This is a genomic window from Streptantibioticus cattleyicolor NRRL 8057 = DSM 46488, assembly GCF_000240165.1.
GTDB classification, from domain to species: domain Bacteria; phylum Actinomycetota; class Actinomycetes; order Streptomycetales; family Streptomycetaceae; genus Streptantibioticus; species Streptantibioticus cattleyicolor.
The window spans coordinates 1,689,468-1,714,506 of record NC_017585.1 but is presented as its reverse complement, the minus strand read 5'-3'; the positions used below and the strand labels follow the sequence as shown (position 1 = coordinate 1,714,506).

Annotated in this window: 23 protein-coding genes; 4 read left to right on the top strand and 19 right to left on the bottom strand. The window is 72.3% G+C overall.

The window, feature by feature from the left end:
* Positions 1–53 precede the first annotated feature (53 nt).
* A complete protein-coding gene (locus tag SCATT_RS35160) occupies positions 54–2,480 on the top strand; it encodes an SdrD B-like domain-containing protein (protein ID WP_173405608.1) in 2,427 nt (808 codons plus the stop codon).
* 71 nt (positions 2,481–2,551) lie between these two features.
* Here SCATT_RS35160 and SCATT_RS35155 read toward each other — a convergent pair whose 3' ends face one another.
* The 14 genes from SCATT_RS35155 to SCATT_RS35095 form a co-directional block, all read right to left on the bottom strand.
* Positions 2,552–3,049 carry an ATP-binding protein gene (locus SCATT_RS35155; RefSeq protein ID WP_014150552.1) on the bottom strand — a complete coding sequence of 166 codons (498 nt, stop codon included), beginning with the start codon at positions 3,047–3,049 and terminating at the stop codon, positions 2,552–2,554.
* 5 nt (positions 3,050–3,054) lie between these two features.
* Positions 3,055–4,071 carry an ABC transporter ATP-binding protein gene (locus tag SCATT_RS35150; protein ID WP_014150553.1) on the bottom strand — a complete coding sequence of 339 codons (1,017 nt, stop codon included), beginning with the start codon at positions 4,069–4,071 and terminating at the stop codon, positions 3,055–3,057.
* The gene (locus tag SCATT_RS35145; protein ID WP_014150554.1) at positions 3,998–5,992 is read right to left on the bottom strand and encodes a dipeptide/oligopeptide/nickel ABC transporter permease/ATP-binding protein; all 1,995 of its coding nucleotides are present in this window, start codon (positions 5,990–5,992) and stop codon (positions 3,998–4,000) included. Before SCATT_RS35145 ends, SCATT_RS35150 begins: the two co-directional genes overlap by 74 nt.
* Positions 5,989–6,324 (bottom strand): ABC transporter permease subunit, encoded by a 336-nt coding sequence (locus SCATT_RS35785; protein ID WP_014627143.1) that lies wholly within the window; start codon positions 6,322–6,324, stop codon positions 5,989–5,991. The genes SCATT_RS35145 and SCATT_RS35785 overlap by 4 nt, the downstream gene beginning before the upstream one ends.
* A 12-nt stretch (positions 6,325–6,336) precedes the next feature.
* Entirely contained in the window at positions 6,337–6,540 is a 204-nt protein-coding gene (locus SCATT_RS35780; RefSeq protein ID WP_014627142.1) for an ABC transporter permease family protein, read from the bottom strand.
* Positions 6,541–6,667: 127 nt separating this feature from the next.
* Positions 6,668–7,792 carry an ABC transporter substrate-binding protein gene (locus SCATT_RS35135; protein ID WP_014150556.1) on the bottom strand — a complete coding sequence of 375 codons (1,125 nt, stop codon included), beginning with the start codon at positions 7,790–7,792 and terminating at the stop codon, positions 6,668–6,670.
* 15 nt (positions 7,793–7,807) lie between these two features.
* The gene (locus SCATT_RS35130) at positions 7,808–9,826 is read right to left on the bottom strand and encodes a CocE/NonD family hydrolase (RefSeq protein ID WP_014150557.1); all 2,019 of its coding nucleotides are present in this window, start codon (positions 9,824–9,826) and stop codon (positions 7,808–7,810) included.
* Positions 9,827–9,847: 21 nt separating this feature from the next.
* Positions 9,848–11,047 carry a CaiB/BaiF CoA transferase family protein gene (locus SCATT_RS35125; RefSeq protein WP_014150558.1) on the bottom strand — a complete coding sequence of 400 codons (1,200 nt, stop codon included), beginning with the start codon at positions 11,045–11,047 and terminating at the stop codon, positions 9,848–9,850.
* A 109-nt stretch (positions 11,048–11,156) separates the two neighbouring features.
* Positions 11,157–12,035 (bottom strand): HpcH/HpaI aldolase/citrate lyase family protein, encoded by an 879-nt coding sequence (locus tag SCATT_RS35120; protein WP_014150559.1) that lies wholly within the window; start codon positions 12,033–12,035, stop codon positions 11,157–11,159.
* On the bottom strand, positions 12,032–12,829 hold the full coding sequence (locus SCATT_RS35115; protein WP_014150560.1) for an IclR family transcriptional regulator: 798 nt from the start codon (positions 12,827–12,829) through the stop codon (positions 12,032–12,034). Before SCATT_RS35115 ends, SCATT_RS35120 begins: the two co-directional genes overlap by 4 nt.
* 150 nt (positions 12,830–12,979) lie before the next feature.
* Positions 12,980–14,185 (bottom strand): phthiocerol/phthiodiolone dimycocerosyl transferase family protein, encoded by a 1,206-nt coding sequence (locus SCATT_RS35110; RefSeq protein ID WP_014150561.1) that lies wholly within the window; start codon positions 14,183–14,185, stop codon positions 12,980–12,982.
* Between the two features lie 48 nt (positions 14,186–14,233).
* Positions 14,234–15,058, bottom strand: coding sequence for an HpcH/HpaI aldolase/citrate lyase family protein (locus SCATT_RS35105; protein WP_014150562.1), 825 nt, complete (start codon positions 15,056–15,058; stop codon positions 14,234–14,236).
* A 60-nt stretch (positions 15,059–15,118) separates the two neighbouring features.
* Positions 15,119–16,561, bottom strand: coding sequence for an MDR family MFS transporter (locus SCATT_RS35100; protein WP_014627139.1), 1,443 nt, complete (start codon positions 16,559–16,561; stop codon positions 15,119–15,121).
* 288 nt (positions 16,562–16,849) lie between these two features.
* Entirely contained in the window at positions 16,850–17,485 is a 636-nt protein-coding gene (locus SCATT_RS35095) for a response regulator transcription factor (RefSeq protein WP_231904884.1), read from the bottom strand.
* 455 nt (positions 17,486–17,940) lie between these two features.
* Here SCATT_RS35095 and SCATT_RS38360 point away from each other — a divergent pair, with 455 nt between their 5' ends.
* Positions 17,941–18,201, top strand: a complete 261-nt coding sequence (locus tag SCATT_RS38360) for a hypothetical protein (protein ID WP_014150565.1) — start codon at positions 17,941–17,943, stop codon at positions 18,199–18,201.
* Positions 18,202–18,475: 274 nt separating this feature from the next.
* Here SCATT_RS38360 and SCATT_RS35085 read toward each other — a convergent pair whose 3' ends face one another.
* Complete coding sequence (locus SCATT_RS35085; protein WP_014150566.1) at positions 18,476–18,994, bottom strand: hypothetical protein; 519 nt, start codon at positions 18,992–18,994, stop codon at positions 18,476–18,478.
* A gap of 345 nt (positions 18,995–19,339) precedes the next feature.
* Between SCATT_RS35085 and SCATT_RS35080 the strand changes: the two genes are divergently transcribed.
* On the top strand, positions 19,340–19,945 hold the full coding sequence (locus SCATT_RS35080; RefSeq protein WP_014150567.1) for a carboxymuconolactone decarboxylase family protein: 606 nt from the start codon (positions 19,340–19,342) through the stop codon (positions 19,943–19,945).
* A gap of 53 nt (positions 19,946–19,998) precedes the next feature.
* Here the strand turns inward: SCATT_RS35080 and SCATT_RS35075 are convergent, their stop codons facing one another.
* Together SCATT_RS35075 and SCATT_RS35070 are read right to left on the bottom strand one after the other, a co-directional pair.
* Positions 19,999–20,706: a DUF6585 family protein gene (locus tag SCATT_RS35075; RefSeq protein WP_322972898.1), complete on the bottom strand. Its 708-nt coding sequence runs from the start codon at positions 20,704–20,706 to the stop codon at positions 19,999–20,001.
* A 219-nt stretch (positions 20,707–20,925) separates the two neighbouring features.
* Entirely contained in the window at positions 20,926–21,756 is an 831-nt protein-coding gene (locus SCATT_RS35070; RefSeq protein ID WP_014150569.1) for a helix-turn-helix domain-containing protein, read from the bottom strand.
* 319 nt (positions 21,757–22,075) lie between these two features.
* Here SCATT_RS35070 and SCATT_RS35065 point away from each other — a divergent pair, with 319 nt between their 5' ends.
* Positions 22,076–22,762 (top strand): DUF4241 domain-containing protein, encoded by a 687-nt coding sequence (locus SCATT_RS35065; protein WP_014150570.1) that lies wholly within the window; start codon positions 22,076–22,078, stop codon positions 22,760–22,762.
* Between the two features lie 75 nt (positions 22,763–22,837).
* Here SCATT_RS35065 and SCATT_RS35060 read toward each other — a convergent pair whose 3' ends face one another.
* Both SCATT_RS35060 and SCATT_RS35055 read right to left on the bottom strand, forming a co-directional pair.
* On the bottom strand, positions 22,838–23,011 hold the full coding sequence (locus tag SCATT_RS35060; RefSeq protein WP_014150571.1) for a CsbD family protein: 174 nt from the start codon (positions 23,009–23,011) through the stop codon (positions 22,838–22,840).
* A 45-nt stretch (positions 23,012–23,056) separates the two neighbouring features.
* The gene (locus tag SCATT_RS35055; RefSeq protein ID WP_014627134.1) at positions 23,057–24,823 is read right to left on the bottom strand and encodes a SpoIIE family protein phosphatase; all 1,767 of its coding nucleotides are present in this window, start codon (positions 24,821–24,823) and stop codon (positions 23,057–23,059) included.
* Positions 24,824–25,039: the final 216 nt, after the last annotated feature.

Genomic DNA, 25,039 nt, shown 5'->3' with positions numbered 1-25,039 from the left:
TCGGCAAGGACTCGCGCCGGACGGCCTGGAGGCTCACGGGGCCGCTGGCGCGCATGGGGTTATCCGTCGTGCTGCTGGCCGGCGGCGGCGTGGGCGCGGCGGCCGGGCCGGCCACCGCTTCGGCCGCCGACGGCACGCTGACCGTCCAGGTGCTGCGGGACTTCTTCGGCACCGGCGTGATCAACGCGACGATGGACGTGCCGCAGCGGGGCATGAAGGTGGAGGTCTCCGACCCTGCCGGGCACGCCGTCTCCGGCGTCACGGATGCCACCGGGAAAGTGGTGGTGCCGCACTCGACGGTGCTGAGCGGCGGCCAATATCGCGTCGACGTCGGTATCCCGGCACCGTACAGCGGATATCTGCGGGCGGCGCCCGCGGCGACGTCGGCCAACCACTTCGACAGCTTCACGTCGTTCGTGGACGTATCGGCCGGAAAGAACGCCTCGGTGGTGACGGGGGTGTGGGACCCGGCCGACTACACGCTGCCGGACTCACGGTATTTCGTACCGGTCCAGAACGGCGCCGGCGGAGCCGACACCCGGGCGCTGGTGGCCTTCGGTACGGACACCCGGCGAACGTGTCCCACGGATGTGTCGTGCCCGGCCACGCTGGACACGCAGGCCCAGGTGGGCACGACGTTCGGGTTGGCGTACGACAAGTACCGCGGCCGGCTCTTCCAGAGCGCGTTCGCCCGCCGGTACGCCCCGTACGGGCCGAAGGGCCCCGGCGCGATCTACACGGTGCCGACCGGGAGTTCGGGCGCGCCGGAGTTGTTCGCCCAGGTGCCGGACGTCGCGGTGACGCAGCATGACACGGCCGACATGCTCAAGGACCCCGGGTTCATCGACGCACCGGGCAAGGAGAGCATCGGCGGCCTGGCCCTGTCCGAGGACGGCCGCACGCTGTACGCGGTGAACCTGCGCACCCGCAGCCTGGTGGCCTTCGACGCGACCGGGGCCACCGCCTCGGCACCCAGGTCGACGGTGCGTATCCCGGACCCGGGGTGCGCGAGCTCCGGCGACTGGCGGCCGTTCGGTCTCTCGGTCCACGACAACACGCTGTACGTCGGCGGCGTGTGCGACGCGGAGAGCACCCAGCAGCGCACGGATCTCAAGGCCGTCGTCTACGCCTACGACGGCAAGCGGTTCACCACGGTGCTGACCCACGCGCTCACCGACAAGCGCGGTGCCGTCATCCGCGGTGCCGCCAAGGCCGACCAGGCCACCCACTGGAACCCGTGGAACACCTCCCTGGCCACCTGGGACGACCGGAACATGGGTGCCTTCATCGATCCGCAGCCGGAGCTGGCCTCCCTGGCCTTCACCCGCGACGGTTCGATGATCCTGGGCTTCCGCGACCGGTTCATGGACGTGCTCAGCGCCAAGGGGCTGGACCCCCGCCCGGGGAACAACGCGCAGGAAATGGGGATGTCCGGTGGTGACATCAACATGGCCTGCGCCGATCCGGCCGGCGGGTACGCGTGGGAAGGCACCGGCAACTGCCCCAACCACGCCACCCCCGCCAACGACGGCGGCCAGGACGACGGTGTCGTCGAATACTTCCCGGGTGACTTCTTCGCCGGCGCGCACCAGGAGACCGCGCTGGGGTCGGTGGCCTACATCCCCCGGCAGCAGTGGGTCGTCAGCACGGAGTTCGACCCGACCATCAACGTCGAATCCGCCGGGACCGGTTACTACGACGTCACGACCGGTCAGGGCCCCGGCAACAGCCCGACCGAGAACGCGTACCAGTTCGTCGGTCAGGAACAGAACGGGTTCGGCAAGGCCGGCGGGCTCGGTGACATCGCGTACGCGGCGGCGAACGCGCCGATCCAGATCGGCAACCTCGTGTGGTTCGACGGCGACCACAACGGCATCCAGGACCCGGCGGAGGTCAAGCTGCCCGGGGCGACGGTCAACCTGCTGGACGCGAGCGGCAAGAAGGTCGCCACGACCAGGACGGACGCCGACGGGGAATACTACTTCGGCGGTGTCGGCGCCGCGTACGAGCTGACGCCCGGCGCCAAGTACACCGTGCAGTTCGACGTGTGCACCGCGGACACCGGCAAGGTACCGGGCCGGCCTCCGGCGAGTGAGCTGCGGTTCACCCTGCCGCGGGCCGGCGCCGACCGTGCGCACGACTCCAACGTGACCCCGCCGACCAGCGGGCAGTTGTGCAACGGCTACGCGCCCGTCACGGCGCCGGACACCCCGGGCGGTGTCGACCACACGATCGACGCCGGGGTCTACGTCCCGAAGGCGACGCCGCCCCCGTCCTCGCCGCCGTCCTCGCCGCCGGCCTCCACGCCGCCGTCACCCGCGCCGCCCGCCAACCCGGCCCCGCCCGGCGGCAGCACGGGTTCGCTGGCCCACACCGGTACGTCCGGGGTGCCGCAACTGGTCGCCCTGGTCGCCATACTGGTGGGCGCCGGCTCGGCCATCACGTTCATGGCCCGGAAGCGCCGCGCCCGGAAGCGCTGAACGAACGCAACGACGATCTGCCTGCTCGCGCTCAGGACGGCGCGGGCAGGCAGATCGCGTTCGGGCCGACGTCATCCGTGGCCGGGCCGCCACGCAGCGCACCGGTCGCACGGCTTCCGCACCGCCACGACCGCGCGCACGGACCATCCGCCGGGCCGGTAGCTGATCTCCAGCCGGTCGGAGAGCACCGACACGATGTGCATGCCCCGTCCGTACTCGTCCGCGTCGCGGTGTGCCGGGGTGCCGTGCGGGGAGGGTGTGCCGTGATCGGTCACGGTGATGTGGAGGGCGTCGTCGGCCAGGCAGAGGCGTAGCGTCATGTCGCTTCGTCCGTGCAGCGCGGCGTTGGCGGCCAGTTCGCCGACGATGAGCGTCGCGGTGTCGCGTTCCTCACCGGGCAGCCCCCAGAAGGCGAGCCAGTCGGCGGTGAAGTGGCGTGCGCTCGCGACGTGGACGTCGTGTGCGGGCAGGGCGAGGAGCGCGTGGCACGGGGCGTCGCCGGTGCGGCTCGGACGTCCGGTCGTCAGCGGGACGTGGTGTGGCAGGCGGGAGGCGGGCGAGGAAGTCATGGGCATCACGTGTCACATGTCGTGGTCGAACAGGTCCGGGCGGTCACGGCGGTGCGGGACGCCGGTTCCGGGGCGTGGAGGTGGCAGGCGGCGACACCGCCGACACCGGTGGGACGCAGGGGCGGCCGGACGGTGGCGCACCGGTCCAGCACCGATGGGCAGCGGGTGACGAACGGGCACCCTGTCGCGGAGCGGGCGGGCGGGGGTGCGGGCGGGGGCGTCGTCTCCGCTCTCCGCCGCCTCGTCGTCGGCACCGCGGCCAGCAGCGCGCGGGTGTAGGGGTGGCTGGGGGCCTCGGTGACCTGGTCGACGGGGCCTTCCTCGACGAGCCGTCCGGCGAGGAGGACCGCGACGCGGTGGGCGAGGTGGCGCACGACGTCGATGTCGTGGGAGACGAACAGGTAGGCGAAGCCGAGTTGTCGTTGGAGGGTGAGCAGGAGATTGAGGATCTGGGCCTGGACGGACAGGTCGAGGGCGCTGGTCGGCTCGTCGCAGATGACGAGTTCGGGTTCGAGGAGCAACGCGCGGGCGATGGCGATGCGTTGCCGTTGGCCGCCGGAGAACTGACGTGGATACCGGGCGGTCACGGCGGCGGGCAGCCCTACCCGTTCCAGCGCCTCACCGGCCCTGCGCATCGCCTCCTTGCGGGTCGCCCCGAAATGAAAACGCAGTGGTTCGGCGAGGGTGTCCCCGACGGTGCGTGAGGGGTTCAGCGAGCCGTAGGGGTCCTGGAAGACGACCTGGATGTGCCGGGCGAGGGTGCGCCGCTTCCGTGGCGGGGCGTGGGTGATGTCGTCGCCGTGCAGCAGGATCCGGCCTGCGGTGGGCTCGGCGAGGCCGAGGAGCGCGTTGCCCAGCGTGGACTTGCCGGATCCGGACTCGCCCACCAGGCCGAGGGTTTCTCCGGCGTCGAGGGTGAGGTCGACGCCGTCCACGGCGCGCGGTGGCTCACCCCCGCGGCGGCCGGGGAAGGTGACGGTCAGGTCGTGTACCTGGAGGAGGGGCGCCGGCCGGCTGCTCATCGTTGACTTCCTTCGCCACGTCGGTGTGGTGCAGGCATCGGGTGCGGTGGCCGGCATCGGGCTGGAAGACCGGTACCGGGCCGGTGGTGCATTCGGTGGTGGACAGCGGGCAGCGCGGGGCGAAGTGGCATCCGTCCGGCCGTCGGCCCGGGTCGGGCACCGTGCCGGGGATCGACGGCAGCCGGCCGCGCGGCCGCGCGTGGCGGGGGGCGCACGCGAGCAGACCGGCGGTGTACGGGTGCCGGGGGTGGTCCAACAGCCTGGTGACGGGGGCGGATTCGACCATGTGCCCGGCGTACATCACGTACGCGCGCGAACACATCTCGGCCACCACTCCCCAGTCGTGGCTGACCAGGAGGATGGCGGTGCCCTTGTCGTGTTGCAACGTCCGCAGGAGGGTGAGGATCTCGGCCTGGACGGTGACGTCGAGTGCCGTGGTCGGTTCGTCGGCGATCAGCAGTTCCGGTTCGCCGGCCAGGGCCATGGCGATGGCGACGCGTTGGGCCATGCCTCCGGAGAGTTCGTGCGGGTAGCGGTCGGCCGTCCGTTCCGGGTCGGGCAGGCGCACGGCGGAGAGGAGGTCGAGGGTGCGGGCGCGGGACGCCTTCCGGTTGCCGCCGTGGTGGCGGCGCACCAGTTCGTCCACGTGCCGGCCGACGGTGACCATCGGGTCGAGGCTGCCGATCGGTTCCTGGGAGACCAGGGCGATCCGTGCGCCGCGCACCCCGCGCCACTGCCGTGGGCCCAGCGTGGCCAGGTCGGCGCCGTCGAACAGGACGCGTCCGGCGGTGATCCGGCCGCCCGGTGGCAGCAGGCCGAGGATGGCCCGTCCGGTGAGGGTCTTGCCGCATCCGGACTCGCCGACCAGGCCCACCGTCTCCCCCTTGCCGATCTCCAGGCTCGCGCCGTCGACGACCGGCGTGAGCCCGTCACCGGTGGGCAGGGCGACCGTCAGCTCCTCCACCGACAGCAGCGCCGTGGCGTTGGCGTTGGCGGCCGGGACCGGCCGCGTGGTGGTCGCACGGGCCCGCCGGATCGGGCGTGGTGCTGGTGTGGAGGCAACGCGGTCGGCGGTCGCGTCGCGGACGGTGTCGCCGATGAGGCCGAAGGAGAGGACGGCCAGCCCGATGACGACGCCGGGCGGCACCAGGAGCCAGGGCTGCCGGTCGATGACGTGTGACGCGTCGGCCACCATGTTCCCCCAGGTCGGCGCCGGGGGCTGGACGCCGAGGCCCAGGTAGCCGAGGCCGGTCTCGGTGAGCAGCGCGGACCCGGCGAGCAGTGACGCCTGGACGATGACGGGTCCGGCCACCCGGGGCAGCACCTGGCCGCGCAGGATCCGCCGGCGCGGCAGCCCCGCCACCCGGGCGGCGGCGACGTAGGGTTCCCGGCGCACCACCAGGGTCGCGCCGCGCACCACCCGGGCGAGTCCGGGCGAGGCGAGCACGCCGAACGCCACCATCGCGGCGGTCTCGTCGCTGCCGAAGACGGCGAGGACGACCAGCAGGCTGACGATCACCGGTACCGCGAGGACCACGTCGGTCAGCCACGAGACCAGGCGGTCGGTCCAGCCGCCGAGGAAACCGGCGAGCAGACCGGTCGTCACCCCGACGACGAGCGCGGTGGCCACGCCCTCGCCCACCCCGAGGAACGTGACGCGGCTTCCGTGGAGCAGCCGTGAGAGCACGTCGCGGCCCAGGCTGTCGGTGCCCAGCCAGTGGTCCGGCGAGGGCCCGGAGAGCACGTGTTGCAGGTCGGTGGCGGTCGGGCCGTACGGTGCCAGCAGCGGGGCGAACACCGCCCCGGCGAGGACGAGGGCCAGGTATCCGAGCGAGGCCAGGGCGAGCGGGCGGCGCAGGACGGTGCGCCGGATCCGTTCCGGCCGGCCCTCCCGCGTCCTCGTCCCCTCCGGTGGGGTCATGGCACACGCACCTTCGGGTTCAGCCGGCCGTAGGCCAGATCCACCACGAGGTTGGTGGCCACGACGACGAGGGTGAAGGCCACCGCGACCCCCTGGAGCACCGGCAGGTCGTGCTCGGTGGTGGACTGCACGGCCAGTCCGCCCAGGCCGGGCATGGCGAAGACGGCTTCCACCAGCACGGTGCCGTTGAGCAGGCTGACGAAGACGAGCCCGATCACGGTCACCACGGGGACGGCGGCGTTCCGCAGGGCGTGGCGGAGGACGATCGAGGACTCCGACGCGCCGTTGGCCCGCAGGGTGTGCACGAAGTCCCGGGCCAGCGTCTGACGCATCCCGTCCCGTGTCTACTTGGCGATCACCGCGATGCCGTGCACCGCGAGCGCCGTCATGGGCAGGACCAGGCAGCGCAGCCACTGGCCCGGTGAGACCTCCGGCGGCACGTATCCGGTGGCCGGGAAGATTCGGACCAGCACGGCGAACACCGTGACGAGCACCAGCGCCAGCCAGAAGCTGGGGAGGGCGAACCCGGCCAGCGCCAGCACGTCCACCGACCGGCCCAGGACGCCGGGTACTTCCGGGCGGCCATGTCGCCGAGGTACTGGGCCGCGTTGGTGTCCGTGGTGATCCGCAGCCGCACGCCGATCCTGCCGAGGTCATCGGCGACGGCCTGGCTCATCAGGCTGCCGTTGGGGCTGACGACGACCGGCAGGGTGAAGCCGTCCGGGTAACTGGCCCGGGCCGGGTCGTGGGGGTAGCGGTCGTCGGGGTCGGATCCGTCCTGGCCGGGGGGCACGAGCTGTTCGGTGGCGGTGCCGTAGCGGCCGAAGATGCCTTGGTGATGGCGCGCCGGTCGACGGCGTAGTTGAGCGCCTGCCGGACCAGCACGTCGCCCAGTGGTGTGCTGAGGGTTCCCGCCCGGTCGGCGAGGGCGAGACCCCACACGACATGGGGCGCGTCGGCGATGTTCAGCCCCGCGGTCCGGGCCGCGTCGACGGTGGTCTGGTCCCCCTGGACGGCGTCGACCTGCCCGGTTCTCAGGGCCGCCAGGGCGGTGTCGGCATTGGGCAGGACCTTGATCACGAGTTTGTGGCGGGGCACCGCCGCCCGGTTCCAGTAGCCGGGGTTCGGCACGTACGTGTAGTGGTCGTCGGCCACCGTGGCGGCGGCGTCCAGCACGTAGGGTCCGGCGCCGAAGGTGCGGGTGGCCAGCCTGCCCGGCCGGTCGAGGGCGGTGGCGCTGATGACGTCGCCGGCCTGGTGGTCCTGCGTGAACACCTGGGCGAGCAGCGGATCGGGCCTGGACAGCGTCAGCCGGACGGTGAGGGGGTCGATCACGTCGACCGAGGTGACCGGGGCGAGATACGGCGCCGCGCCGCCGCCCGCGCCGCGGAAGTAGGCGATGTTCCTCTTCACCACGTCCGCGGTGAGCGGCGTTCCGTCGCTGAACCTGACGTGGGGGCGGAGACGGATCTCGAACACCCGGTTCCCGGAGCCCACGTACCTCCACGACAGCGCGAGGCGGGGGTGGAGGCTGCCGTCGGGGGCCAGGTAGATGAGCGGGTCGTAGGCGGGGTCGACGTACCAGGTGAACGCGGTGTTGATCCGCGCCGGGTCGAGGCTGTCGGGGGTGAATCCGGTACCGACGGCGAGGACGCCGGGGCCGTTCGGGGACTGGTCGGCGCCGGCCGAACAGCCGCCTGCCAGCAGGGCGGTGAGGGCGAGGGCGGCCAGGGCGGTGCGGTGTCGCGGTCGGCTCGGTCCGCGGTCACGGAAGGGGGCCGTGCTAGGTGGGGTGGGCACGTGGCGGCCTCCGGGTCATGCGGTGCGACGGTGGTCCGGTGCGGTGGTGCTCCGCGCGGTGGGCGGTGCGGTGTCCGGGCGGGCTCCGGCGGCGGGGTCGAGGGACGTTTCCCAGGTGCGGGTGAAGACGGGGTGGCCGTCGACGGTGACCTCACCGTGCACCCACAGCGTCGTTCGGGCGCACCGTACGGACGCGGTGACGGCGACGTCCCGCCCGTCGCCGAGCCGGAGGCGTGCGCGGTGGGTTCCGCTGGTGTGCGCCGAGGCCGGTGAGGTGCGCGCCACGGACGCCCGGATCTCCGCGGTCCGTTCCAGGAGGTGTCCTTGGCTGGTGGGGATGCCGCCGGTGCTGGTCGTGACCGTGACGTCGACGGCGTCGTGGAGGGGGTCGCGGGTGACGGTCCAGTGGTCGGCGCGCTCGTCGGGGCGGGGCGCGGGAAGGCCGATGGCGGGGATGTCGGCGGGGCGGCCCGCTTCGCCGGCCGTGGTGGGGACGGTCACCTCCAGGCCGGTGACATGGAACGGGACGGGCTCGGTCAGGGGCGTCAGCCGCGGGAAGTCGGAGTCGCCGAGCGCCACGCGGACACGGTGTCCGGCCGCGATCCGGTACGCGGTGGGCCACAGCACCGCCCGGACGGTCCGCTCGCCGTCACCGGGGCTCGCCGTTCCCGAGGTGATCAGGACCGAACGGCCCTCCTGGTCGACGTCGGTCAGCCGCACCACGACGCGCCGCCCGGACGTGGTCGAGGGCGCCTCGTCCAGACGCACCACCACGCTGGGGCGTCCGACGACGGACAGGTCCGCGGGCAGGTCACCGCTGGTGAACGTCAGCGAACGGGCGTCGTCGTCGGCCTGGTCGCCGGGCGGGGCGAAGGAGCCGAAGCCCACCCCCGCCAGTCCGCCCGCGGTGCCCGTCGTCGGATCGGGGTCGTAGCGGGCGATGGCCTCGTCGGGCGCGTGCGGGTGGGGCGGCGGCGTTCGCAGTCGTCCCAGCGGGTCGGCGGCGAGGGTCAGTTCGCCGCCGGCCGGGGGCCAGGACGGGTACGCCCGCCAGCCGGGGTTGGCCCCGCGTACGTGGAGGGTCACCGGGGGCTCGGCCATGATGCCGTTGGCGGCGCCCCGCAGCCAGTGGTCCCACCAGCGCAGCAGCATCGGGAGGAAGTCGATCGGGCCGGTGGGCGAGGCGTGGGGAAGGGTGTGGCCCCATGGTCCCATCAGCAGCTTCTTCGGCGCCGGGATCTGTTCGTAGGCACGCCAGACGGCGTCCGGGTAGATGTCGTGCCAGCCGCCGACGCACAGTGTCGGCACCGTGACGCGCGACGCGTCGATCACCCGTTCCCGCCAGGCCGGATCGCCGGGGCCCAGGCGGGCGAGTTCCATGACGAACGGCTCGGTGCCGTTCAACCGCCCGTGCCAGCGCTCCCGTTCCTCGGCGGAGGTGTGGTGCAGCAGGGGTGGCAGGAGCTGCTGGAGGAGCATCATGCCGCCCCAGGAGGCCAGGCGCACCAGATCGCCGCGGGCCCCGTCGGGGTGCATGATGTCGCGTTCGACGTCCAGCGCGTTCATGATCGGGGCGATGGCCTTCAGGCCCGGTGGCTTGCGGCAGGCGGCGCGCATGGCGGTGAAGCCGCCGTGCGAATGGCCCCACATGCCGATACCGCCGTCGCACCACGGCTGGGCGCGGACCCAGGTGAGAGTGGCGATGGCGTCGTCGGTCTCGCCCTCGGTCCACGGCGGGTGCGGGGTTCCGTCGGACGAGCCGACGCCGCGGTGGTCCACCAGCACGCACGCGTAGCCGCGTTCGGCGAACCAGCGCAGTGAGCGCGGCAGTTCACCGTGTTCCAGGTCCTTGCGGTAGGGAAGGACGGTGACCAGTGCGGGGACCGGGTCGTCGTGGTGCGGGAGGTAGAGGTCCGCGGACAGGGTGCACCGCGGGTCGGCGGTGGGTACGCGGGCGTCCCGGACGACGCGGACCGGGCGGGGGCCGGGCGGTGGGTCACCGGCCGGCGGCGTCGTGGGTGTGAGGGTGGGCATGGGTGTCTCCAACCGCTTCGGTCAGCCGCGCTTGATGGCGCCGGCTTCGTCGAGTTGCCGGATCTGCTCGGGCGGGTAGCCGAGGCCGCGCAGGATCTCCTCGGTGTCGGACCCGATCACGCTGGAGCCGGTCCACCGGACGGCGCCGGGCTTCTGATGGATCCTCGGCACGACCCCTTGCATCCGGATCGTTCCGAGGTCCTCGTCGTCGACCTCGATGACGCTGTCGCGGTACCGGAAGTGCTCGTCGCCCACGATGGCCGGGGCGTCGTAGACCGGGGCGATGGCCACGTCCGCCGCGCGGAACGCCGCCACGGCCTCGTCCAGGGTGCGGGCCGCGATCCAGTCGCCGATCATCGTGTCGATGAGTTCGCGGTGCCGGATCCGGGCCTCGTTGGTGGCGAACCGGGGGTCGTCGATGGCCTCCGCCCGGCCGATCAGGGCGAACAGCCGGGCCGTGACGGTCTGCGCGGCGCCCGACAGCGCCACCCACTTGCCGTCCCCGGTGCGGTAGGCGTTGCGCGGCACCGCCTGCGGCACCGCGTTGCCCATCCGCCGCTGGACGGCGCCGAGTTGGTCGTACTCGATGATGTGACTGCCGACGATCCACATCAGCGGCTCGTACAGGGCGCTGTCGATGCGTGTTCCGGCGCCGCCGCGTTCCCGGTCCCACAGCGCCGAGGCGATCCCGAACGCGGTGGTCAGGCCGGCGATCCCGTCCGCGAGGCCGAACGGGGGCAGCATGGGCGGGCGGTCGGCCTCCCCGGTGACGGCGGCGAACCCGCTCATCGATTCGGCGAGGGTCCCGAACCCCGGGAAGCCGGAGTACGGTCCGCTCTGCCCGAAACCCGACACCTCGGCCATGATCAGGCGGGGGTTGACCTCGTGCAGGGCCGACCAGCCCAGGCCCCACGCGTCGAGGCGGCCGGGGCGGAAGTTGGAGATGAGCACGTCGGCCCGGGAGGCGAGCCGGCGCACCACCTCCTGGGCGGCGGGCTGGTGCAGGTCGAGGCAGACGTTGCGTTTGTTGCGGTTGACGACCTTCCACCACAGCGGGTGCCCGTCCTTGCGCGGCCCCCAGTTGCGCAGGTCGTCCCCCCGCGGATGCTCGACCTTGATGACGTCGGCTCCGTGGTCGCCGAGGAGGGTGGCCGCGAACGGCCCGGCGAACAGGGTGGACATGTCGATGACGGTGCACCCCTCCAGTAACCCCAGGGACACGGGGATCTCGTTCACAGGTGTGTCGGGTCCGGCGCCGGTGCGTGGTGGCACGGGGGTGCCGGCGGTGTGGTGCCGTGTGTGGTGTCAGCGGTGCCGGGGCCGGGTGGTGTCAGCGGTGGGCGCGGTGGTCCGCCAGGGCCCGGGAGGTCTCCAGGATGCGCCGGGCGGCGGCCACGGTGGCCCGGTCGACGAGTGTGCCGTCCAACTTGACGGCCCCGCGTCCGCACGCCTCCGCCGCGCCGGCCGCGTCGAGCACCCGGTGGGCCCAGTCGACGGTCGCCGCCTGCGGGGTGAAGACCTCGTTGACGGCGTCTACCTGGTCGGGGTGGACGCACAACTTGCCCTGGAAGCCGAGGTGTCGAGCCTGTTCGGCCTGGATGCGCAGCTCGTCGAGGTCGTCGACGGCCATGGTCACCGAGTCGACGGGCGGCTCGCACCCGGCTTCCCTGGAGTGGGCGGTCAGCAGGGTACGGATGGTCTCGCTGCGTCCGGCCCACTGCCCTGCCATGCCCGAGTCCGCGGCGAAGTCACCGCAGCCGTAGGCGACCGTGGTGACGCGGGGGCTGGCGTGCAGGATGTCGCCGAGGTGCACCAGCCCCGCCGCCGTCTCGATGAGCGCGACGATCGAGACGCTGCCGCCGGGCAGACCGCCGGCCCGTTCGGCGTTGGTGAGCAACCAGTCGGCGATCCGCACGTCGGCGGCGGAGTCGATCTTGGGCAGCACCACGCCGTCGAGGCCGGGCCCCACCACCGTCACCAGGTCGCTCAGCGCGTACGGGGTGTCGAGCCCGTTGACGCGGACGAACAGTCCGCGGCCGGCGTTGCCCGGGTCCTGGGTGTGCTGGACGACCTGGGCGCGCGCGTCCTCCTTGCGGGCCGGGACGACGGAGTCCTCCAGGTCGAAGATGAGGGCGTCGGCGGGGCCCGCGAGCGCCTTGGCCGCGAACCTCTCGTTGTCCGCGGGGAAGAACAGCCAGCTGCGCCTCATGGCGTCGTCACCCTCTCCGTGGTGGCGGGGGTCTCGGCGCACGTCCCGATCCACCGTTCGTAGTCGGCCAGGCGCGCGCCTCCGAGCGTCTCGGACAGCGAGCGCGCGGCGGCCAGCAGCAGCCCGGTCGCCTCCGTGCGGCGGACGGCGTTCCAGCGCGGCAGCGGGCCCGCCACCGTCAGGGAGCCGAAGACACCTTCGCGGCCGAAGACCGGTACGGACGCCGCGCCGACCCCCGCGATGTGGTCGCCGTCGGTGGAGACGACCCCGGTGCGTATCGCGGCGTTGATCCAGGACCGGATCTCGGACCGCTCGGCGGGGTCGAGGGCGGCCAGGAGCGTTTCGCGTTGCGCGGAGTCGACGAAGGCCAGGATCACCTTGCCGGACGGACCCACCGGCAGCGGGAAGGAGTCGCCGATCGGCAGCACCCGCCTGATCACCTGCCTGCTTTCCAGCCCCGCCACGCAGACCCGGCGGTCCCCGACCCGGCGGTGGAAGCTCACCGTCTCGTCCGTCGCGTCACGCAGCCGAGCCAGGGTGGGCAGCAGGATCGCCTGGAGCTGGCCGCTGACCGCCGCGGTCGCCGCCAGACCCACCAGCACCGGCCCCGGACCGAACAGCCGCGTCCGCTCGTCCCGCACCAGCCACCCGCGCTCCACCAGCACCGCGAGCGAGCGGGAACACGTCGACTTGTCCAGCCCGAGACCGGCCGCGATCGCCATCGCCGTCATCGGTTCCCGCCCGCCGGCCACATGCTCCAGCACGGCCAGGACCTTCTCCGCTGCCTGACTCACGTCCGTCGTCCTCTCACCTGGTGAGAGCCCGTCTCACCCTTGGAGCCGGGAGGATACGACCGCGCAACTCGGCCGACAAGAAGCCGCGTTGAAGAAAGTGGACGGGATGACGGAAGGGCCGGACACCGGTCGCGCGGGGCGGACGACGTCTCACATGGCGGTCAGCCGGGTCGTGACCGAGGCGCTGAGCCGATCGGCCTGCGCGCGGGAGAACAGGGTCGACGGATACAGGTAACGGATGCTCAGGTGTCCTCGGTAGGTGTAGACGCTGTAGATCGGGAAGACGGAGGAGGTCACGTCGGCCGGCATCAGGAACCGCACCACCTCCACCCGACGCGGGTCACGCAGGGCGGAATGGAGCACGCCGTTGTTGCTGACCTGCGCGATCCGCAGGCGCGCGTCGAGTGATGCCGGGCCGGTCGCCTTCAGCAGCCTTCCCGCGTCCAGCGACAGCAGCAGCTCCCGGCGGGCGACGGCGGTATCCAGTTGCTCCTTCACGCTGTGCGCGACCGCGAGCGGATCGGCGTCGAACGGTACGGTGACCCGGGCGGCGTGCACCGCGACGAACATCGTCGTCTGCGTCACCCCGACCGGCGGGGTGACCCGGTCGCGCAGGTTCACCGGTGACAGGCAGTACATCGGTTCGCCGCCGCCCTCCGGTGGTGCTCCGTGTGCCCGGTGGGTGGCGAGCACCGCTCCGCACACGGCCGCGTGCACCGATGTCTTCCGCCGCCGCACCACCGACAGCAGCCGCTCGGTCTGCGCCCCGCTCAGGCGGATGTAGCCCTGGACCGGCCTGACCGGGCCGTCGGTGGACGTCCCCGGCGCGGCGTCCGGGCTTTCGGGCGGCGGGGCGCAGGACGCGCCGTGCCACCGCTCACCGAGCAGTTCCGAGGGCGGGCACGGCAGCGACCGGCCCACGGGCACCGACACGTCGGCGGCGCCGAGGAGGTCACCGTAGAGGTTCCACAACTGCTCGAACATCGCCCTGAAGCTGTGGCCGTCCATGACCGAGTGGTCGACCCTGAGCGCGACGAAACCGTGGTTCTCCCCCTTGACCAGGATCAGCCTGCTCACGGCGCGGGCGGGGTCCCAGGGGGCGTGGACCGCACGCAGCAGTGTGGTGCCGTCACCGTCCAGGACGGTCACCTCCGGCCAGTGTCCCGGCGGCACGTACAGCAGGTGTCCGCGCTCACCCGCCCGGACGCGTGCCCGCAGGACGGGGTGGCGCACGCAGACCAGCTCGAAGGCGTGACGAAGCGCCGCCTCGTCCACGGTTCCGCGGTATTCGGCGGCGTGCGCCGGGGCGGCGTTCACATGCCGCTCCTCGATGGCGTCCAGATACCGTTGCAGCACAGTCGGCCTGTTCTCCGGTGAGGGGTGAGGGGGGTGGGATCTGGCGTGTCAGCGGCGCTCCGCCCGGGCGAGCAACCGGCGGGCGCGGTCCACGATGGGCTTGCCGATGATCTGCCCGTCGGCAGCGGCCACCGAGCCGTCCCCGGCCGCCGCGGCCACCACCTGGCGGGCCCAGCGCAGTTCCTCGGTCGACGGGGAGAACACCGCGGTGACGGTCGGCACCTGGCAGGGGTGGACGCACAGCTTGGCGGTGAACCCCAGCGCCGCGGCGTGTTCCGCGTCGGCCAGCAGCGCGCCCTCGTCGGACAGGGACGCCGTGACGCCGTCCACCGGGGGAACGAGCCCGCAGGCCGCCGACGCCAGCACGATCGCCGACCGCGCGAACGCCAGGGCCGCCCGGTCGCCCATGTCGATGCCGAGTTCACGCGCCAGGTCCGCGTTGCCGAAGACGGCGCGCACGACACCGGGAACGCGGCACACCTCCCGTGCCCCGAGGATCCCCGCCGCGGTCTCCAGCAACGGCATGACGCACGAGCCGGGCGCCAACTCCCGTATCACCTGAGTCACTTCGTCCGGCCGGGTGACCTTGGGGACCATCACGGCGCACTGACGGCCCGCCAGCGACGCCACGTCCCGTCGGTGCCACGGGGTGTCCGCCCCGTTGACGCGGACCACGGCCGCCTTGCCCGGCGTCAGCCAGCGGCTGACGTTCTCCCGCGCCGCTGCCTTCGCCTCCGGCCCGACGGCGTCCTCCAGGTCCAGCACGACCACGTCGGCCCCGCTGGCCTCGGCCTTGGGGAAACGGTCGGGCCGATGGCCGGGGACGAAGAGGAAGGAACGAGCACGAGCGGTGAAACCCCAGATGCTGCTCATACGGGTACTCCCTGGTGCGACGGTGGCCGGTGGGTGGTTGTGGTCGAGGGCTGCCGGACGTCATCCCGGCGCGGTGCTCCCGGGCGTCCCCGGCCTCCCCGGCATCAGCGCCGCCGGTACCACCAGGAGCCCGGTGAGGGCGACGACGACCCGGAAGGTGTCCCGGAACGCCGCGGCCTGCCGGGTGTGGGCGAGGTCGCCGGCCAGGAGCAGCGCGAACACCGTGGTCCCCACGGACGCGCCGAGTTGCCGCAGGATCGTGGTGACCCCGGCCGCGCGGGCCAGGGCGCCGCCCGGCAGGGACACGTACGAGGCGGCCGTCGTCGGTGTCATGACGAGGCCGATCCCGAAGCCCCGTACCACCAGCGCACCCGCCAGGAGCGTCATGGGGCTGCGTGACGTCACGTGCGCGTAGACGAGCGTTCCCAGCGCCGCGAGCACCAGGCCGGGCAGCACGGCCGCCCGGGGACCGAAGCGGTCCGTCAGCCTTCCCGCCACCGGCATCACGACGGCCGTGCCGATCGCCTGCGGCGTGAGCAGCAGCCCCGACGTCAACGCGCCCTGGCCGCGCACCACCTGGTAGTACAGCGGCACCAGCAGCAGCGCGCCGAACAGCACCGTGCTGACGACGAACAGGAACACCGACGCCACCGAGAAGCACCGGTGACGGAACAAACGCACGTCGATGAGCGCGGTTGGTCCCCGGCGCAGGCTGTGGAGGACGAACGCCGCCAGAAGTCCCGCCCCCAGACCGGCGGTCACGGCCCCGCGGACGCCCGAGGGGCCGGCCGCTTCGGAGAGGCCGAGGACAACCGCCGTCACTCCGGCGGAGATCAGCGCCATGCCGACGGCGTCGAAGGGCCGGCGCTCACCCGCACGGCGGTCGGGGAGCAGTCTGGCCGCCGCCGCCAACGCGACGGCGCCGACCGGGACGTTGACGTAGAAGATCCAGTGCCAGTCGGCGTACTGCACGAGGACGCCGCCGAGGACCGGACCCAGGATCGGTCCCAGCAGGGTGGTCAGCCCCAGCAGGCTCATCGATCTGCCCAACCGGTGGGGGCCGGCCGCCGCGGCCATGATGGTCTGGGCCACCGGCACGATCAACCCGCCGCCCATCCCCTGGAGAACCCGGAAGAGGATCAGGGAGCCGATGGACCAGGACAGCCCGGCCAGCGCCGAGCCCACGACGAACAACGTGACGGAACAGATCCACAGCCGTTTCGTTCCGAACCGATCGGCGGCCCAGCCGACCAGTGGCACGGTCGCGGCCATGGCCAGCAGGTAACCGGTGATCGCCCATTGCGCGCCGCCCAGTGAGGCGTGCAGGTCACCGCGTATCGAGTCGAAGGCGACGTTCACCGCGGTGGAGTCGAGCTGGGTCATGACCGCCCCGAGGGTGAGCAACCCCGCGAGCACGCGTATCCGGTGCGGCAATTTCTCGCCGGCCGCCGCCGGGCCGGGCCGGTGTGGGACGGTGATCGTGGTCGCGAACCGCTTTCTCACCGCAGTCCTTCCTGCCGCCCTCGCCGCCGCGACCGGGACCGGTCACGGCCGGAACTCGCGTCGACGGTTTTGCAGTACGGCCGTCGAATGCCAGTGCTTTTCCTCGGCGCCCCAACGCTACGCCGTCACGGAGACACTGTCTTCATCCGTCCGGCCGAATCTCCACGGGGGCGTCCGCGCGAATCCGGCGTGGGCTCGCCGTTCGGCGGACGACAGGGGAAGAGGAAACGTACCGGCAATGCTGACGCCATTTCGGCGCCTTTTGTTTCCGAGGTGTTGCGCAACAGGTCACTCGCTCATGCCGCTGCGGAGGGCGAAAACCGCGAGTTGCACGCGATTACGCAGGCCGAGCTTGGCCAGCAGCCGTGACACATGGGTCTTCACCGTCGGTTCACCGAGCACGAGTTCCCGCGCGATCTCGGCGTTGGACCGCCCCTGGGCCAGCAGACGCAGCACGCTCCGTTCCCGCGCGCTGAGTTGTCCGGCCTCGGCCGGTCCCGGGGCCGGCGGGGAGACCAACGCCAGGTGGTCCCCGAGCAGCCGGCGGGCGAGCGGCGGCGGCAGCCAGGCGTGCCCCGCCGCGACCGCCTCGACAGCGGTGACGAGCGAGGCGGCGGCGTCGTCCTTGAGCACCCATCCCCTCACCCCGGCCGCCGCCTCCCGCGCCACGTCGACGTCCCCCGCGGCGGCGGTCAGCACCACCGCGCGCGCCCCCGGGGCCGCGGAGCGGGCCAGGAGCGCCGGCAACCGGTCGGTCCAGCGGTCCGGTTGCGCGTCCGCGTCGACCACCACGACGTCCGGACGCCGGCGGCGGACCGCGGAAGCGGCCTCACCCGTTCCCGGCGCCTCGGCCACGACGACCGATTCCCCGGCGGCGTTCAACACGTCGCGTATCCCGTCGGCGGCAGCGGAACCCAGTCCCACGAGCACGATCCTCACGGGCACGGCAAGGCCTTTCCATCCCGGCCCGCCGGTTTTGTCGTCGCTTTCACCCCGTCGTCCATCGGCGGACCGAACGGCCCGCCGCGGTGGTCGTCCACAGTTCGCTCCCTGCCCATGGATGCGGGACACGTTATCGACGGCACGGGGAGTTCCCCAGGGTATTTCCGGCCAGTTGATCCATGATATTGCTCGTGGCATATGACCTGGCTGGTCGCCGTATTAGGAAAACGCCGAAGTGATACGCGAATATCCTGGATGCGGTGGACCTCGAAAACCAATGCCCTCACTGTGGCCGTTCACTGGCCGGTTGCCGCCGCCCACGGTCGGCATTCGCCGGGCCTCACACTCGGCTTCCGCCGGGCGCGGCGAGCGGAGCCACCGAACCGCCACGCTTCACCTGGCTCGGACTCGACCTCGGCGAAGGCCGGTACCTGAGCGTGTGGGACACCACCGGCGACGGCACCTCCTGGCTCACCGCCCTCAAGGCGGACGGCTCCCACCTCATCACCCACGCCCGGCGCACCGACCACGACGGCCACTGGCTGCTGACCGTCCCCGGCCTCGACGCCTCCCTCGCGATCACCCGGCGCGAACTGCCCGGCTCCCCGGGCGCCTACACCGGCGCATGCCAGGTGACCGGTGCCTGCGCGGGAGAGGAGATCGACGGACACGGCTACACGGACGTCATCGGCTACTGAGGAACCCCGCGGTCTCAGCTTTCGCCGCCCCGTGGTGGAGCCTCGCGCGGTGGGCGGAGTCGCCGGCGGCGGGCGCGTACGTGGGCCCCGGGAGGCCGGCGGTCACCGTGGCCCGTTGCCTCCCGGGGCCGTTGGTGCGTGGGCCGGGTGGTTCGGGGACGCCGCCGTGGACCGATCGGCGACGGCCTGGGTCAGCCGACGGTCAGGGTGCCGACCGTGCCGAAGACGGGGCTCAGGCCGTTGGGGGCGTTTCAAGGCACTTCTCGGTGTCGGCCTACGAGACGTAGTTGATGACCAGCAGGCTTCCGGCGCCGAGCCCCGCGGTGATGTTCGCCTTGAGGACGACCACCTTGCTGACGTTGCTCGGGTCGAGGGACGGCAGGAATTGGATCAACGTGGCCGTGCTGGTGCCGACCAGCTTGCCGGTCGAGTCGTACCAGCCGAGTTCCAGGGTGCCGGTGACGTTGAAGCTGGCCTCGCAGGACATGGACGGGGAGGACCCCTTGGCGGAGAGCAGCTTGACCTGCGCCGCGTTGAACGAGTTGGGTGCCACACAGGAACTCGGGTCCTGTCCCACACCGCTGAACGTCGTGGACTGCAGGGTCAGGGTCAGGGGCGGTGTGAAGGTGTAGACGTCAACACCACCGTTGCACTCCGCGAGGGCCGCGTTCGGCTGGGCGGCGGCACTGGGCCGCGCCTGCGCGGGCAGTTGGAACGCGAGGACGGCCAGCAGTGCTGCCACCGCCGCGAACGACGCCCGCCACAGTTTCCGCGCATGGTGCCGGCGTGCCATGGGTTTTCCTTTCGCCGATGACTTCGGAGCTTGCGGAAAGAACCCATCTGCTCGGCCCCTTCGGGACCCGACAACGGATCCGCGAAGAGATGACCGCGCTCGCCCATCGGGATCGTGGGCTACGTGTCGTCGTTCGTGTCCCGAGCGGTCTGACAGCGGATCGGAGCCGAACAGACGCTCAGACGTCAGGACGGCCCCGACACAGCCGTCAATGGACGCTTTGAGCCACCCACCGGTTCCCGAACTCACCACTCACAACACGATGCCCTCGCATGAGCAAGCCGCATACCCGCCATACCAAGCATTCGCTGGCGGAATGGCCCGCCGCTTCGTAGCGTGGCGGCCATGAACGACGACCCCACCAACGACGCTTCGGGCGGCCGGTTGCCGCTGCTCGCTCCGGACGACCTCGACGAGGCGCAGCGCGGTCTGTACGAGAGGCTACGGGCCACCCGGGGGCGTGCGGCGCAGCGGGCCGGCTACCAGGCCGTGCTGCCCGACGGGCGGCTCGTCGGCCCGTTCAACGCCATGCTCCGCGCCCCGGGCATCACCTGGCCCCTGCTGGAGTGGGGGCAGGCGATCGCCGGCTCCGGCATCCCGGCGGACGTCCGCGAGGTGGTCGTCCTCACCGTCGCCGCCCACTGGCGGGCCGAGTACGCGCTGTACGCCCACACCGCCGCCGCCGAGCGGGCCGGACTGTCCGGCGAGGCCGTCGCCGCCCTCCGCGACGGCGTGGCTCCCCCCGCGATGCGCGCCGACACCGACCTCGCCCACCGCCTGACCATCGCCCTGGTCGCCGACCACCACGTGCCGCCCGGCCTCTACGACGAGGCGGTGGCGGCCTTCGGCACCCACACCCTCGTCGCGCTCGTCAACCTGATCGGCCAGTACCTCAACACCTGCGCGCTGCTGACCTGCTTCGAGGTCCCGGCGCCCGCCCCGCACGGCTGACGTCGCTCCGCGCCGGTCCGGTCCGCGCCACGGGCTTGCCGGCGTGCTCCGGATCAACCGATCCGGGGCAGGTCGCGGTTCTTCTCCAGTAGTGCGTCGGCAGCGGCCTTCAGCAGTGTGAAGCGCGGTATGTCGCTGACCGCCCGGGTCGGCGGGCGGCGGAGTCCGGCACCGGCCACCTTGAACCAGCCCTTGTCGACCCGCAGGTCCTCCACCAGTTCCCAGGGCACCTCGGTCCCGCCGACCTGGATCCCGTCCGAGGCGAGGGAGACGCTGCCGAAGGTCTGCCGTTCTCCGCGCCCGACGGCTTCCAGGGTTCCGGGCAGTCTGGTCCTGGCCAGGTAGTCGCAGATCTCCCGGCCGATCTCCGAGCAGACGCATGCCTGCGGCGGCCCGAACCGGTCGATCGGCGGCTGGTGCATCCTGCCGTCCCGGAAGGAGCTCGCGAGTTTCAGGGAGAGTTGGCCGCTTCCCGTGAAGGTGTAGGAGAAGTTGGTGTGGGTGTAGGTGGAGTACCGGTAGTTGTGCGTGGTCGACTCGCGCCAGTCGACCACGTCGTTCCAGCGCAGCGCCTGCTCCGCCGCGTCGGGATCCTGCCAGACCACCCCGCCCCGGAACACGTACACGCGGCGCACGCTCTTCTTGCGCACCCCCACCTTGGTCGGCAGGGAGTGCTGCAACTCGCCGAGTCCCAACCGCCGGGCCAACTCCCCGGCTTCGTGGGTCAGCTGCCCCCACTCGCTGTTCTCGTGCAGGATCATCAGCTCCACGTGCGACCTCCGTGCGCGGCGGTGGCGGCAGCGTCGGTCGATCGCCGGCGTCCCCGTGTCGGTGTCGCCCACCACCGCTCCGCGTTCTCTCCGACCCAACGGGCTTGCGGACGGCCCCGACACGACGCGACCGCCCACGAGGGACGCTAACGGTGCCGCACCGGACGGGGATTGGACGAATTCGACCTCGCCCTCACCACGACGTCGCGCTCACAGCACCAGAGCCCCCTCCGTCCGACGCGCGCCGACCACCTGCCCCGGCGTGACGCCGGCCAGCGCCCGGAACTCCCGCACCAGATGGGCCTGGTCGTAGAACCCGCTGACCATGGCGGTGTCGGCCGACGCCCTGCCGCCGGTGAGCATCCCCATGGCCCGCTGGAAACGCAGCACGCGGGCGGACCTCTTGGGCGTCAGCCCCACCTGCTGCTCGAACCGGCGCGCCAGATGCTTCTGGCTCCAGCCCACCTCCTCGGCGACCCGGGCGATCGGGATGGTCCCGGCCGTCGCGGCCAGCAACCGCCAGGCATGCTCGACCTCCGGCGCCGGAGCCGGACCCTCGCCGAACCGGTCCAGCAACGCCGCGTCCAGCAGATCGCACCGCGCCGTCCAGTCCCCCGTGGCCGCCAGGCGTTCCACCAGCTCACCGGCGCCGGGGCCCAGCACGTCCGGCAACTCGATCACATGGTTGGTCAACTCCCCCATCGGCACGGCGAACAGCCGGTAGGCACCGAGCGGGGTGAGTTCCAACCGGATCGCCTCCTGCCCACCGGGGTGCTCGCAGATCGCCGGCCTGTCCTCCAGCCCCACCACCAAGGAACCGATCCGTCCGCTGCCCGCGCCCGGCAGCCCCAACCGCCGCACCCGGGAGAACGGCTCGGCCAGATTGATCACGACAACCGCTCGCCCGGTCGGGACCACCCGTGCCTGATACGGCAAGGCCACCGCCACCCGATAGCCGGCATAACCGCACACGAACGGACGGAGCCCCGGATGCAACGGCCGGGTCACCCGCCACACCCCGCCCGCCCGCACCACCCGCATCCCCGCCCCCGTCACACCACCACGCTCCGACAACACCGCCGGACCACCCCTCGCCAACGGACCGGCCACCCGCCGATCCCCGTCCTCCCCTCCTTACCCCACCCGCGCCCCACCGACCACCGCACTGCACAATTCCCCGGCGAGCCCTGCCAACGCTCCACCCAACTCCGCCCCGCCTGACGCCGGGGAACGGCTTGGCGGGCAGAATCCCTCAGCCCAACAGGCCGAATCCCTGCTCTGCCGGGCCCGCACCGCCGCGCGGCACGGTACGTTCTCGGCCACCGGCCGTACGGCCGGTGTTCACAGCACGGGAGAGACCATGCCCCTCGCGGCCCCTGACTTCATAGGGCTTTTCGAGCCTGGCGCCATTCATCCGTCCACCGACGGCGACAGCCTGCGGGTACGGGTGGTACCCGGCGTTCCCCTGTCGCTGCCTTCCGGGCGCGTCATCGCGATGGAGCCGTTCCTGTGCGGCTTCGACGACGCCGAGAAGCTGGCGTTCGACGAACGGGTGGCTCCGGGTACCTATCCGGTCGTGCTGGTCATGGTGGACGTGGTCGGTGAGGATGGGAAGGTCACGGACACCCGCGTGGCCGCGGCGCGGCTGGAGATACGTGACGAGCCGGTGGTCTCCTGGGAGTTGGCCCTCAGGCCGGGGCAGGACGCGGCGGGCCTCTCCGACGACGAGTACTTCGGCTACCCCGTCGACGGCGGCACCGGATGCTTCGTCGATGCCCAGACCTTCGAAGCCATCGGCGAGGAGGAAGACTTCGCCGATCGCGTGGTCTCCGCCATGTGGGAGGACGACGCCGGGGCCCCGGGGCCCAAGCGCACGCCCGACCCGGTCACCCTCGCCGTGGAGGATGACGGGCACGCCGTGGTCGTCTTCAGCACCGGCTGGGGCGACGGCGTCTACCCCACCTGGATCGGTCGCACCGCCGACGGTGACGTCGCCTGTTTCCTTACCGACTTCGACGCCCTGTTCGACGAGGACGATCCCTGCTGACACGGCGGCACGAGAGGGCGGGGCCGCGCGTCCCGGAAGTTCGACCGCGGCCCCGCCCTTCGTTCGAGGAGGAGGTCAGTCCTTGAAGACGTCCTTGATCTTCTCCCCTGCCTGCTTGGCGTCCGCCGCCACCTGGTCGGCCTCGCCCTCGGCCGTAAGACGCTCGTTGCCGACCGTCTTGCCCGCGGCCTCCTTCAGCTTGCCCTTGGCCTTCTTGGTCGCGTTGTCGGCCTTGTCCGCACCACTCATGTTGCGCCATCCTCTCCGGCCCGGCCTTGCGCTCGGGCCGTACGGTTACGGCAAGGCGCCTACCCCGTCACCGCCGGCCAACCCTCCGTCGGCGCCACTTGACGGGTACGGTGTGCGCACGGCGAGAAGTGCGACGTCGTCGAGGCCGGGCGGCTGGACGCGTTCGAGGAGTTGGTTGGTGAAGAACGGCAGGGGGCGGTGGGCCAGCGCGGCGGCGTGCTGGCGCAGTTGGTCGAGACCGTCGTCGAGGCTTTGTCCGGGGGTTTCGACGAGGCCGTCGGTGTAGAGCAGAAGCGTGCATCCCGGCGGCAGGACGACGGTGGCGTCCGGGCGGGGTGTGTGGACCCCGGTGCCGAGCAGGAGGCCGTGCCCGTCGGTGAGGTAGCGGGTCAGGCCGTCCCGGGTGACCAGCAGGGGCGGGGGGTGGCCCGCGTTGGTCCAGGTCACCTGCCATGGGTCGGCGCCCGTGCGGGTGACGCGGGCGAAGATCAGGGTGGCCATGGAGACATCGGTGATGGGTGTGATCGCCTCGTCGAGGCATTCCACGATCCGGCTGGAAGGTCCTTGCTGGGACCAGGCGTAGGCACGCAGCATGTTGCGCAGTTGTGCCATGCCCGCGGCGGCCTCCAGGTCGTGGCCCATGACGTCCCCGACGGCCAGGGCGGTGGCACCGTCGGGCAGGGTGAAGGCGTCGTACCAGTCGCCGCCGACCTGTGAGGCGTCGGGGGCGGGCAGATAGCGCACGGTCAGTTGCAGGCCGGGCACGCGCGGCATCTGCGGCAGCAGGTGGTTCTGCATGGTCTCGGCGACCGCGCGCTGGCGCTGGTAGAGGCGGGCGTTGTCGAGCGCCAGCCCGGCCCGGCGGGCGATGTCCTCGATCAGCGGCAGATCGGTGGCGGTGAAGCCGCCCGGCGTCTCGGCGCGGCCGAGGGTGAGGGCTCCCAGGACGTCCCGGGCACCGCGGATCGGGGCGATCGCCGCGGAACGGATGCCGGTGGTGTCGAAGAGCCGGCGCTGTTCGACCGCGATGCCGGAGTCCGGGGGGCGCCGGTAGGTCTCCGGCCCGGCCAGGGCGGAGGCCACCCCGCGCAGCGCCCGGGACAACGGCATCGGCGAGTCCTCCGGCACCGGCGGCATCGGCCCCTGGAGGTCGTCGTGGTGCACCAGGCGGTCGCCGGCGGTGTGGACCACGGCGGTGCGCCACACCTCGTCGTGTTCGGTGATCAGGTCGATCACCACCCAGTCCGCCAGCCGGGGCAGCACCAGGTCCACCAGTCGGCGCAGCGCCTCGTCGACGTCCAGGGTGGAGGTCAGCCGGGTGGTGGTCTCGGCCAGCAGGGCCAGCCGCTCCAGTTCGCTCAGCGGTTCGCCGGCCTGCGCCGTTCCCGGCCCGGGGCCGTGCGGGTGTCCGGAGGCGTGGAAGATCACCAGCGTGCAGGTGCGGTGGCCGTCGGCGGAATAGGGGGTGATCAGCCAGGAGACGGGCAGGAGCGAGCCGTCCGGGCGGGCGAAGTGCTCCTCTCCGCCCTGCGCCGTCCGCCCGGCGTGGAACGCCTGCCGCATGCCGCACTGCGTGGCGGGCAGCGCCTGCCCCTGGCACCCGCGGTGCAGCAGTTCGTGGGCGTCCTGCCCGGTGAGGTCCGCCACGGGGCGGCCCAGCAGTTCCTCCGCGCGGCTGTTGGCCGCGACGATGCGCCCCCGCTCGTCGACGACATACGCTCCGGCGCCGATGGCCTCCAACGCCTCGGCGAGCCGGGGAGGGTGATCTGCCCGCTGCTGCCGATCAGCCCCGACGCCCTTCGCCCCTGCCATGTTCCCGGCCTCCCGTGATCGAGCGCGGCCCCGCCTTGTTGTGTCGTGCGGGCCCGATGTTGCGTATGCCCAACGCGGACGGAACGCCACCGTCACCCGCGCGAGCCCCGACCCCGGCCGACCCGGGCACGGCGTCCGGCCCCGGCACCGGACCGGCTTCGTCCTCCGGCCGGCCACCGGGAGGGACGGCCAGTGCGGGACGTCCTCGACCGTCCA